At 34.2% G+C, this 11,264-nt stretch carries 12 protein-coding genes; 4 read left to right on the forward strand and 8 right to left on the reverse strand.

Annotated elements, in window-relative coordinates; all coding sequences use genetic code 11:
• The first annotated feature begins 172 nt into the window (after positions 1-172).
• The 3 genes from ACM40_RS05765 (at position 173) to ACM40_RS05775 (ending at position 3,113) form a co-directional block, all read left to right on the forward strand.
• On the forward strand, positions 173-604 hold the full coding sequence (locus ACM40_RS05765) for a hypothetical protein (RefSeq protein ID WP_048501889.1): 432 nt from the start codon (positions 173-175) through the stop codon (positions 602-604).
• On the forward strand, positions 514-1,941 hold the full coding sequence (locus ACM40_RS05770) for a hypothetical protein (protein ID WP_131705335.1): 1,428 nt from the start codon (positions 514-516) through the stop codon (positions 1,939-1,941). Before ACM40_RS05765 ends, ACM40_RS05770 begins: the two co-directional genes overlap by 91 nt.
• Positions 1,942-2,480: 539 nt before the next feature.
• On the forward strand, positions 2,481-3,113 hold the full coding sequence (locus ACM40_RS05775) for a hypothetical protein (protein ID WP_048501891.1): 633 nt from the start codon (positions 2,481-2,483) through the stop codon (positions 3,111-3,113).
• A 429-nt stretch (positions 3,114-3,542) separates the two neighbouring features.
• On the opposite strand, the gene ACM40_RS05780 is transcribed toward ACM40_RS05775, so the two are convergent.
• From ACM40_RS05780 to ACM40_RS05810, 8 genes are all read right to left on the reverse strand, one after another.
• On the reverse strand, positions 3,543-4,004 hold the full coding sequence (locus ACM40_RS05780) for a cupin domain-containing protein (protein WP_048501892.1): 462 nt from the start codon (positions 4,002-4,004) through the stop codon (positions 3,543-3,545).
• Between the two features lie 87 nt (positions 4,005-4,091).
• On the reverse strand, positions 4,092-5,192 hold the full coding sequence (locus tag ACM40_RS05785; protein WP_048502839.1) for an alpha/beta hydrolase: 1,101 nt from the start codon (positions 5,190-5,192) through the stop codon (positions 4,092-4,094).
• Between the two features lie 19 nt (positions 5,193-5,211).
• The gene (locus ACM40_RS05790; RefSeq protein WP_048501893.1) at positions 5,212-5,952 is read right to left on the reverse strand and encodes a carboxymuconolactone decarboxylase family protein; all 741 of its coding nucleotides are present in this window, start codon (positions 5,950-5,952) and stop codon (positions 5,212-5,214) included.
• A gap of 31 nt (positions 5,953-5,983) precedes the next feature.
• The gene (locus ACM40_RS05795; RefSeq protein ID WP_048501894.1) at positions 5,984-6,613 is read right to left on the reverse strand and encodes a flavodoxin; all 630 of its coding nucleotides are present in this window, start codon (positions 6,611-6,613) and stop codon (positions 5,984-5,986) included.
• 78 nt (positions 6,614-6,691) lie between these two features.
• Positions 6,692-7,681, reverse strand: coding sequence for an alpha/beta hydrolase (locus tag ACM40_RS05800; protein WP_228376146.1), 990 nt, complete (start codon positions 7,679-7,681; stop codon positions 6,692-6,694).
• Between the two features lie 186 nt (positions 7,682-7,867).
• A complete protein-coding gene (locus ACM40_RS05805) occupies positions 7,868-8,851 on the reverse strand; it encodes an aldo/keto reductase (RefSeq protein WP_048501896.1) in 984 nt (327 codons plus the stop codon).
• A gap of 12 nt (positions 8,852-8,863) precedes the next feature.
• On the reverse strand, positions 8,864-9,034 hold the full coding sequence (locus ACM40_RS20510) for a hypothetical protein (RefSeq protein WP_007845923.1): 171 nt from the start codon (positions 9,032-9,034) through the stop codon (positions 8,864-8,866).
• A gap of 29 nt (positions 9,035-9,063) precedes the next feature.
• A complete protein-coding gene (locus ACM40_RS05810; protein ID WP_048501897.1) occupies positions 9,064-9,915 on the reverse strand; it encodes an aldo/keto reductase in 852 nt (283 codons plus the stop codon).
• A 196-nt stretch (positions 9,916-10,111) separates the two neighbouring features.
• Here ACM40_RS05810 and ACM40_RS05815 point away from each other — a divergent pair, with 196 nt between their 5' ends.
• A complete protein-coding gene (locus ACM40_RS05815) occupies positions 10,112-11,008 on the forward strand; it encodes a helix-turn-helix domain-containing protein (protein ID WP_048501898.1) in 897 nt (298 codons plus the stop codon).
• Positions 11,009-11,264 lie beyond the last annotated feature (256 nt).

Genomic DNA, 11,264 nt, shown 5'->3' on the forward strand with positions numbered 1-11,264 from the left:
TATTCCACTCATTTCGAATAGCCAAATTTGAAATCAAGATACAATTTAGGGTAAATATTGATAAAAAAACTTAATATGTATTTTATTTGCCTTTACGGTTTTCCTTACAATAGAGAAAAGACCGTTTTGTATATTTGAATTCTCACATAAAAATTAATTAAACACACAAGATATGGATCATACATGGTTTGAAATGAAGGATCTAAGAAAAAGAAAATTGGATAATTCCGTATGGGTATCATTAAGATCCCAAAAATCTGTTCAAAATGATATAGCCTTTGGAAAAAATGGCTACAAAGAAGACTTTACGGGTCATGGAACTTTAATGATTTCTGTGGATCAAAGAGAAAGTGCTGAACAATTATCATGGAGTGATGTGGGAATAGGTCATTCAGTAGGGTTAAATTTTGTATATGAAAATTATTCACAGTCTGATTTATATGAAGGTGAGAATGTAAAGGGCATTCATTTAGTATTAGACCAGACTTTCGACAATAATTACGATAATCATGAGTGGCATTTGCATCAGGACCTAGTAATAAATTTGGGTTTAAAGAGAGAGGTGATGTTTGGGTCTGCCCTAGACAGGGTTATACCGAAGTAGCAAAACTGGAAAGAAATGAAGAGAGTGAACCTGTCAATCTGCAAATAAAAAATCAATTTTTAAAAGATTACTTAGCTGCAAGGAATTCTGGCTTGTATGTCACCTCCTTTTTCAGCAGGGATGCAATATTGGAAACTAAGCCCCCACTGCCTTGGGATAAAGATTCCGCACAATCTAAAAATGGTAAAGACATCTGGGAATTTAACATCTTAGAAATACATGAAGGAGGGTTTGCATTTGGAGAAAAAATTGCCATATCCCATGCTAGTAGAACAGATGTTGATGAAAATGATGATGTACCTGATATGACAGCATTTCCTACGAACGAAAATGTGAAATCGGAATATTATGAAAAAAACTTTGCAGGAAAAAAATTATACCGTTTAATAGCGGAACTATGGAAATATGAATGGATCAATCCAGCTGCCAACAGCCCAATTACTTTAGGACATGAGGACAATATAGATTTTTACTATATAGTTGACGTTATCGGTAATAAAGAGACGGGTAATCAATTAAAACAAGGCGGAAAGTGGTTATGGTTCAAACCTGAATTAGCCTCACATATATTATCGATACGTGGGAGTTCTTTAGATTGGTATACAAGGGACACAGGAAAACTTTCCTGTTCACCGTCTTGGAATATACACTTTGGTGTCAATGAGATAGGTTTAATTACTGTTTATGCAAAAGACATCGGGAGGCTACCGTCTTGGCAGCAACAGATTTGGTCATCGCACAACGTTGCTCCTGAAGGTGGAATTGGCAAAGAGTTGTACGCCTCGCAAGTGAAAGCAGAGCCCGCAAGCACACATGCACCAGAACGATTTCTAAAAAGAGTAATTAATGAAATAAATGAAGCATTTGAAAAACAGTTTAATTTAAAGTTTTTTAGAGGACATCACTCTGTCGAAGAAATTATAGCTACAATAAATAGATTCCGAGCAGTTGACGACAAAGGGCTGTTTTCTCTGGCTAAGGATATTGCTAGAATTATAATCGATGATATTGATATAGAATCCCTTCAAAAAATAGCTATTCCCCCAAAGGGTACTAAATGGGGTTCATTAAAAACTCTTGAAAATCTGCTAGCAGTAAAAATTCCAAAAGAAAAAGCAAGAGAAATTACCGCGCCTCTTGTTGGAGTCTATGAACTGAGACATGGAGATGCTCATTTACCAAGTAGTGAGATCAATAATGCCTTTGATTTAATTTCAGTTGATAGGACTTCGCCTTCTGTGATCCAGGGTTATCAAATACTCTTCGCTTGTGTAAATAATTTACATATTATCTTAAACATAATCCAAAACTGGATAGATATTGAAGTTGAAAAATAATAGAGTTAACAATATTTTAATGTACCACTTAAGTAGCTTCGAAACATAGCAGAGATCAAACCAAAACCAAAACAAAAAAAACATAACAATCAATCACATACATTCAAAACCTTTTCTAAATACTCAAAAAATTGGTTCGATTTTCCTACCAGCAAGTCATATTATCCATTTTATGTATTATTTAAGCTCTTTAACCGGAGCTGAAAATATAGATATTAATTTCCCGGCACTCCCACAGGTAGCATTTAAAAAGAGAGAAGAAAAATATGGCTTTACCAAGTCTTAATTTCATGTTATAAAACTGTTATCCATTCATATTCAACGACATTTTAAAAGCTAATTCAGTGATTTAAGAATATACAAATCCTGCAAATTGACTATTTGCAGGATTTGTATACCGATTTCGTAATGACTTATTCTGGAAATCACTAATGCGTAAGAAGGTTCAACAATACTTTTTCTTACTTAGCAAGACAAAAAAACTGAAAATAATAACCGAATCGAACCACTAAAATTTTAAACTTAAATATTTTTATATTATGGACATTAACACTATTGTGACAGCCGCAGGAACACTAGTAACAGTAATTCTTACATCTTTGGCAGCACCCTACATTTTAAATTTTCATCTGAAAAGGAAGTTCCAAAAACTACAGTACATGATCGATGCTTACCCCTTGTTACAAAATCTCCAAACTGACTTTAAGGATAAATTTATCGAGCCAGCCATACAAGAAAATATATTCTTTATAATTTCAGGATTCAGGACAAATTACAAAAGTATTCCTGCCTATAACGAGCTTAAAGATAAACTCGGAAACAATTTCGACTGGCCAATTATAAAAAGTGCAAAAGCACATCTGTCATTTAATGAATTAGGCAAACTCCATGTTAATCTTACTAAGACAACAATATATTTCAAAAAATTTTCGCTCTGTTTTGCAGTACTTTTAGCATTGCTTGGTTTTGCGATCTTGGTTTTCTGTAATTATGCCGAACTGAATATGTTTTCAAAATATCTAGTTCTCTATATTTTGGCCGGTATGGCTTTCCTTCTTGCCTATTTCGTGCTAGGAAGCATAACTTCAATCTTAGATGCAGGCATTATCTCAAAAAGATTGCAAAATTTTGAGAATGCCAACAACAACAACAACAACAACAACAACATGTAAATTCAAAAACCAAAATTGATCTAGATTTTATCATCCTGAAAGTGAATCACAATATTCCAACTCTTTTCTCATCTAATATTTTGATCACCAACCGATATTTTATCAATCGTTAAGATGTAAAACAATTATTCCAGCAAATCAAACTGACTTATAAGACAAAATCTTCCTGAAATGTGTTTGAAGAGCATCTTTTTAAATTTATACGTAAAGACAATATTTATATACTACTTATTTTCAACCACATAACTCTAAAACATTTTCTATATCAGCAAAAAAAGAGTTTGGATAGCGTCCTGCCAAGTTCACCAAAAGCCAAATGGCGCCACTTTAAGACAAGTGGCGCCGTTTTTTTATTCCATTGGATAGTACATTATTTCTAAATAAAAGAGATAAAAATTTCTTAAAATTTAACAATCTTTTCCATCTCCATTACTTATGATACTCTTCTTCTCTCACAGGTTGTAACCATTCTACCGAACCCTTCTTATTATCAGTGACTGCAATCTGAACGAAATATGAATTTTCACTTGCACCGTGCCAATGCTCAACATTTGCAGGACATTTGATAACATCTCCTTTATGTAAAATCTTTTTCGGCTGCCCTTTTTCCTGATAGTATCCTACCCCATCAGTTACAAGGATAATTTGTCCACCGGGATGAAGATGCCATTTAGTTCTCGCTCCGGGTTCAAAAGTTACATTACCCACACCCATATTAAGTGTCTGTTCGTCCTGTCCCAGCATTTGCAGCCAAACGTTGCCTGTAAAATTGTTATTGGTTACTTTTTCCCCTTTAGGAAAAATATTAGTCCTTGCTCTTTCCAATGTGGATTTACTGCAACAGCTTGATACAATTAATATTGATAAAAGTAATGTAACTATTTGTTTCATATTTAAATATTTGATCTTAATTCTTTAATAAGAAGAAGGCTTGTTATAATTTGCCTTGCCACACCTAATATTAAAACTTTCAGCTTTTTATAGATTTTTTTCGAAAAATTCAGTCAGTTTTGTCACTGCTTTTTGAACATATTCAGGTCTCCAATACGTTTGGATATGTGTCGCACCATCAATGATAAATAGTTCCTTACCTTTTGCATTTACTGCTTTTGGAAATGCTTCATCTGTCATATATTTAGTATCTGCTTTGCTGCCTGTCATCATTAATAGAGGCTGATTGATCAGATCCATATTTTCGGCAGCATCCCAGGTCATTAAATCCAATAAATTACTGGTCGGATATAAAAATGTTGAATTGGGATGTGCATTGGTTCTGTAATAATAAATGTATCCTTCGCGATAAAGATCAGTCGTGATTTTTTCAATTTCTTCATCGGTAATGCTTGCCACACCGGAATAAAGAACTTCACCACCCACAGCTTCCTGTGCTCTTGCATCAGAAGCTTGTTTTAAACGTTCCTGAATTGTATTTAATCCTACATTCTGAAATCCGTTTTTTCGTACTTCACCAGAGTTAAACATACTTAAAGTAGCAACCGCTTTAAATCTTTTGTCAGATTGAGTGGCTTTCAAAGTATACCCTCCGCCACCGCAGATACCGAATGCACCGATTCGACTGGTATCAACTCCGGGATATTGGGAAATAAAATCTGCCATTCCGTGAATGTCTTCTGTTCTGTAAACAGGTTTATCGGTGTGACGAGGTTCTCCTCCACTTGCACCCTGATAAGATGCATCCGCAGCAATTGTAATATAACCAGCTTCCGCCAAACGCTGTGCATAAAGACCTGCTGTCTGTTCCTTAACACCTCCATTTGGATGTGCAACAGTGATTGCTGCATATTTTTTTGAAGGATCATAATTGGCAGGGGTGTAAACATTGGCTGCAATATCAATTCCATTCAATTTATATTTTACCGTATGGATATTCACTTTTCCTGATACATTTTCTGTGATCGCATCATCATAAACCAGTCCGAAAGGATTATTATGTTGGATTACTTCAATTTTTCCCATTTTTGGTTTTTTGGTTTGAGTATTATTTTTTGTTTGTGCATTAATATTAAAGCTTGTTGCCATAATTATTAATGCCGTTATTGACATTGTTATCTTTTCCATTTTTTTAATATTTAGCAACTTATTTTGATCTGTTTTTTAAAACCTGATCCAAAACCACTTTTGCTGCATTTGATTTTTCTTTATTAATAGTAGGGCTGATAACAGTAACAAATTCATTCAACTGCTGTGGTGACCATCCAACGTTTAATGAGATGCCTAAATGAGATTGCAACATTGGCTCAGCATCACCAATAGCACTGATTACAGAAATTGTCACCAATTCTCTTTGTGCATAAGTCAAAACATCCCTATCAAAAATATCAGCAAACAGATGTTCCTTTAGAAATGTATCTATTGTCGGTGCAAATGCTGAATAGCCCGAAAGTTTGTCTGGTTGCTTTGCTTGGGTAAGTTGACCAAGAATTTCCTTTCCTCGCTCATACTTATTGTTTTCATTATCAACAATAGAAGCTTCTTTTCCAACAACATCATTAATACCTTTTGCCTTTCTTTCATCAAGAACTTCCATAAAAGTCTGTAAACCTCTTATGCTTCTCGGAAAACCACAATAAGCATAAGTATGTACCAAAATTTCTTTTATTTCATTAATAGTCAGACCGGAATTAAGACCGGAATTTAAGCTCCCTTTTAATTCCTTTAATTTACCTTGTGCTGTAAATGAGGAAATGGCAATGGTACTTTTATCTTTTTCACTTAAATGATTACTTTGTGTTGTCAATTGTTGTGCTTTCATATCGGTTGTAAAAAGTGAAACACCTATTATTTGGATGATTAGAATGAAATACTTCAATTGTTTCATTATTTTACTTTTAAAGATTAATTCAACTGCTTTATTTAGACATTCCGATTCTTGTAAGCCATTCTTTCACTTTCTTTTCTGCCTCAACTTTTTTCTTTCCTTCCATTACGAATAAAATTCCATCACGTTCAATTCCTCCTTTTATGGTAAATCCTTCTAATATTTTACTATTTGGAACTAATTTTTTCACGGTTTCAAAACTGCTTCCGATTCCGTAACCTGCATTGGTATTGAATGGAATAATTGTTTTTCCTTTAAAACTATTCTGGCTCAAAAAACTTTTCATAGGAGGTGGCAACTGCATTCCCCAGGTTGGAAACCCTAAGAAGATCACGTCATATTTTTCAATATCTCTAATCTTTGTTTTAAGCGGAGGTAAAAAATTAGTTTCATTTTCTTTCGCCACCTGATCTACTATTGCTTTGTAATCTTCGGGATAAGAATTCTCTAATTCCAACTCAACTAAGGTTCCACTGACATTTTGATGAATGATGCCGGCAATTGTTTTTGTATTTTTTGTTCGTGATACATAGACAATCAATATATTTTTGTCTTTAGGCATTTCCTTTTTTTCAGCCATTGATATCTGAGCTCTTGAGCAAGATGATAATAGTAGAAGTACCGCACAAAACCATACACTATAATTTTTCAACTTTTCCATATATCAATTATTATTTAACAAAGTTCAGAAAATAGCAGTTTAAAATCGGTAGACAGATTACGGATAATGCAACCAATATTACTTATCCAAACCTTTCTCTTTCAACCATTTTGATAATAATCCTGCAACTTCTACATTATTCAGATCAGACATTAGAAAATGGGTATTTCCTTTGATGCCCAATTCAGGAAGATGGACAATAGTAACATCACCACCGTGACTATTGACAACTTTTGCCCATTGTCTTGCAGTTGCTAAAACATTTCTCCAAAAATTTAGTGATGCTGCATTAGTTTCTTCAGTGGGAATATAATCCCCATAATAAACAACAATTGGGATTTTGGTCAGTTTCATAAATTCGTTCATCGGAACACCCTTTCCTCCTCTGTTCCCTTCAGGCTCTTCTCCTTCCGGAAAGGTGAATCCTCCGGGTTCATAGGCAACGACAGCTTTAATTTTTTCATTCTTAATGGCTGTTTTCCATCCAGGTGAACCTCCTGCCGAATGTGTGAAAAGAATCCCATTTCCGGATTTATCCATAACCGAAGACATTGCATTAACAATCGCTGCTTCATCTACATTTCCTGTATTAGGTGTCATCATACGGAAAAATTGATCCATAGAAATGCTGTCTTTTGGAAACTGAACGCCTTCATTGAATTTGGGGTAAAGACCAATTCGAAATTGGGTAAACCAAGTCTGGTCATCTGGCGTACCGCTAATCTGTCCGGGTTTTGTAGTCTGCCCGGACTCTCCACGACCTGGCTGATCGACAAGATAAACACTATAACCGTTTCTTAAAAATAGATTGGCAAAACCCTCTCTTCCGTCTGCTGTGGTCTGCCAGCTTCGTCTAGACTGTCCATAACCGTGCAGGAAAACCATCGAAAGTTTTTTAGGGTTTACAGGAATTTGGTAAAAAACATCCGCGTGATCTCCGTGCCTTGTTTGCCCTCCTTGAGGCACATTCCATGGTTTTAATGGATCGAAAACGCCTTCACTTTTGATCACCGAACCTCCGGCTGAGAAATTGCCTTGTGATGCAATAGTAATTGGTTTTTGTGCCACCTTATTTTGTGCCCTAACAAAAAAACTGGAGACTAAAATTAAGGTGATTAAGCTTAAATATTTTATTGTTTTATTTATCATTGCTCATTCTTTTAAAGTTAATTATCAATAATTTAGAAAAGAAAATCAATACACTTTTCTTTTGGTAAGAATAAAATATTACACTTGATTGATTTTAGTATATTCTTATTTTCCGACCCTTTCTTTTAAGTGCTGCGGATATCTTTCTCCAACAACTTTAATTACAGAAAGAGCATCTTCGATTTCAGATAAATCCTGAGAACTCAGTTTTAAATCAGCTCCGCCAATATTTTCTTTTAAACGATGTAATTTGGTAGTGCCCGGAATTGGAACAATAAAGCTCTTTTGAGCCAGCAACCAAGCTAAAGCAACCTGAGCAGGAGTAGCTTCTTTCTCCATTGCAATTGATTTTAATAAATCTACTAAGGCCTGGTTTGCCTTTCTGTTTTCTTCAGAGAATCTAGGCACAATATTTCTAAAATCTGAGTCCTCAAATTTTGTTTCTTCATTGATTGCTCCTGTTAAAAAACCTTTACCTAATGGACTGAACGGAACAAATCCGATTCCTAATTCTTCCAATGTAGGAATGATTTCTTTTTCAGGTTCACGGTAAAACAAAGAATATTCACTTTGTAAAGCGGTTACGGATTGTACTGCGTGTGCTCTGCGAATCGTTTCCACGCCAGCTTCCGAAAGACCAAAATGCTTGACCTTGCCTTCAGTAATTAAATCTTTAACAGTTCCCGCAACATCTTCAATCGGGACATTCGGATCAACTCTATGCTGATAAAACAAATCGATATAATCTGTCTGTAGTCTTTTCAAAGAATCTTCTACCACTTTTGTGATTCTTGCAGCGCTGCTGTCTAAGCCCTTTGTAGAATCTCCATCTTCAAATCCGAATTTGGTGGCAATTACAACATCTTTTCTAAAGAGTTTCAATGCTTCTCCAACTAATGCTTCGTTAGTGAATGGGCCATAACATTCAGCTGTATCAAAAAAAGTTACGCCATTTTCAAAAGCGGTTCTTATTAACTGAATCGCTTCCTGTTTTTCGGTTACTTTTCCATAACCAAAACTTAATCCCATACATCCTAATCCTAATGCGGAAATCTCTAATTTGTTATTTCCTAATAATCTTTTTTCCATTTTTACTAAATTTTATTTTGTTTTTAAAGGCGCTTCCACATCGGAAAATTGCTGTACAAAAGGTGATATTCCTTCTGACAATTTATGATCAATTGTATTTGCTTTAAGTATGGAATTGAAAGTTTGCAATGTACTTCCAACGGCTGCTAAACCAGCTGTCTTTATTATATCTCTTCTATTCATTTGATCATATTTTTACTGATGAAATTTGATTAAAAGTCCAATTTTCTTTCACTAAGCCATTTAACCATATTAGGATCTCTATGGTCAAAGAAAAGACTGGAAGTAGTATCTAAAGTGGCGATAGCATTCATATCTTCAGAAGAAAGTTCAAAATCGAAAATGTTGAAATTTTCAGCCATCCTTTCTTTTCTTACCGATTTTGGAATAACGATAACATTTCTGCTTGTTAACCAGTTCAAAATCACCTGAGCTACAGATTTGTTATATTTTTCTGCGATTGTTTTTAAAACTTCATTATTAAAAATATCATTCTTTCCTTCTGCAAAAGGTCCCCAGGATTCTATCTGTACATTATTTTCAATTAAGAATTTTTGTGTTTCAGCCTGTTGATGGAAAGGATGAGTCTCGATTTGATTGATCACCGGTGTAAATCCACTGTTGGCAATTAAATCTGCGATCCTGTCCGGATGAAAATTGGAAACACCTATAGCCCTTACTTTTCCTTGTTTATACAATTCCTGCATTGCTCTCCAAGAACCAAATACATCTCCATAAGGTTGATGAATAAGATATAAATCCAGATAATTCAACTGAAGTTTTTTCAATGATGTTTCAAAAGCTTTTAATGTATTTTCATATCCAGCATCCTGCACCCAAAGCTTTGTTGTTATAAATAAATCTTCTCTTGCAACCTGGCTGGCTTTGATCGCATTACCAACAGCTTGCTCGTTTCCATAAGATGCAGCAGTATCTATTAATCTATATCCAGTGTCGATAGCATCAATAACAGCTTTTTCACATTCCGCAGGATCCGGTACCTGAAATACTCCAAATCCTAAAATTGGCATTTTTAATCCGTTGTTTAATATTACTTTTTTCATTTTTGATTTAATTTAAATTATTGCTTCATAAAGAAGTTAATATTCTTTATTAACTTGTTATTGCAAATTTCCAACCTATTGACAAACATATTGGTAGACAGATTACGGAATTGATAACCAATATTACTGTTCTGACTCTGATTGTAAAAAAGAGGTTATTTTTATCTTTAGATTTGCATTAGAAAATGATACAGCAATGAGCAATTCCATCAATTTTGAGACAGTGGATGATTATAATCAATTTAATAATCACGAAACTTTACATCCTTTGGTAAGTGTGATAGATTTTTCAAAAGCGCATAAAAGGACCGGGTCTAAAATGTACTTTAATCTGTACTGTATTTTTTTAAAAGATGTGAAATGCGGTGACCTCAAGTACGGTCGGGCAACTTATGATTACCAGGAAGGAACGTTGGTTTTTGTTTCTCCGGGACAAATTGTTGATGTAGAAAATAAAATTGACATCTATCAGCCTTTGGGACACGGATTAGTTTTTCATCCGGATTTAATCAAGGGAACTTCTTTAGCTAAAAGTATTTCTGAATACGGTTTCTTCGGATATCAAACCAATGAAGCATTACACCTCTCTAAAAAAGAGCAGCAAATGGTTTTGGAAATGTTCGCTGATATTCAATCTGAATTGAGCCGACCAGTAGATAAACACAGTAAAAAAGTCATCACATCAAATATTGAGCTTTTTCTTAATCATTGTGACCGTTTTTATGACCGTCAGTTTATTACGCGAGAAAATGTGAATAAAGGTATTTTAGAAAAATTTGAAGAATTATTAAACACCTACTTTTCATCTGAGAAACCTAATACCGTAGGGCTTCCATCTGTGGCTTATTGTGCAGATGAATTACATTTTTCAGCCAACTATTTTGGAGATCTGATTAAGAAAGAAACAGGAAAAACTGCACAGGAATATATTCAGAATAAAATTATTGATGTTGCCAAGGAAAGAGTTTTCAACATTGATAAATCTATTGCTCAGATTGCTTACGAATTAGGATTTAAATATCCACAGCATTTTATCAGACTTTTCAAGCAGAGAACGGGTGTCACTCCTAATGAATATAGAAGTTTGAATTAAATATGAGCTCCTATCCTTAAAATTCTATCAAGATCTTCTAGAAATTGGTTCGAGGTTAATACTGTCAAGTACTTAAAAGAGACAACTATTTTAGTTGTCTTTTTTTTTATTTACAAATATCTTCTTATCAAATTTTTACAATCTAATTTTTTGTGTTCGACATTTTTAAACGTAAAATGCTTATTCTGTTTGAAATAAACAGTCTGAAATTGCCACAATAGGTTTATAATCTACAATTATTAAGTGTTCGAAATCT

It is taken from the genome of Chryseobacterium sp. BLS98, assembly GCF_001045445.1.
Classification (GTDB): Bacteria; Bacteroidota; Bacteroidia; order Flavobacteriales; family Weeksellaceae; genus Chryseobacterium.

Bases quoted from the DNA above. Each gene is read 5' to 3' on its own strand.
- ACM40_RS05765 (WP_048501889.1), top strand. From the start codon at position 173: ATGGATCATACATGGTTTGAAATGAAGGATCTAAGAAAAAGAAAATTG.
- ACM40_RS05805 (WP_048501896.1), bottom strand. From the start codon at position 8,851: ATGGAAAAAAGATTATTAGGAAATAACAAATTAGAGATTTCCGCATTA.
- ACM40_RS05790 (WP_048501893.1), bottom strand. From the start codon at position 5,952: ATGAAACAATTGAAGTATTTCATTCTAATCATCCAAATAATAGGTGTT.
- ACM40_RS05780 (WP_048501892.1), bottom strand. From the start codon at position 4,004: ATGAAACAAATAGTTACATTACTTTTATCAATATTAATTGTATCAAGC.
- ACM40_RS05795 (WP_048501894.1), bottom strand. From the start codon at position 6,613: ATGGAAAAGTTGAAAAATTATAGTGTATGGTTTTGTGCGGTACTTCTA.
- ACM40_RS05785 (WP_048502839.1), bottom strand. From the start codon at position 5,192: ATGGAAAAGATAACAATGTCAATAACGGCATTAATAATTATGGCAACA.
- ACM40_RS05815 (WP_048501898.1), top strand. From the start codon at position 10,112: ATGAGCAATTCCATCAATTTTGAGACAGTGGATGATTATAATCAATTT.
- ACM40_RS05775 (WP_048501891.1), top strand. From the start codon at position 2,481: ATGGACATTAACACTATTGTGACAGCCGCAGGAACACTAGTAACAGTA.
- ACM40_RS20510 (WP_007845923.1), bottom strand. From the start codon at position 9,034: ATGAATAGAAGAGATATAATAAAGACAGCTGGTTTAGCAGCCGTTGGA.
- ACM40_RS05810 (WP_048501897.1), bottom strand. From the start codon at position 9,915: ATGAAAAAAGTAATATTAAACAACGGATTAAAAATGCCAATTTTAGGA.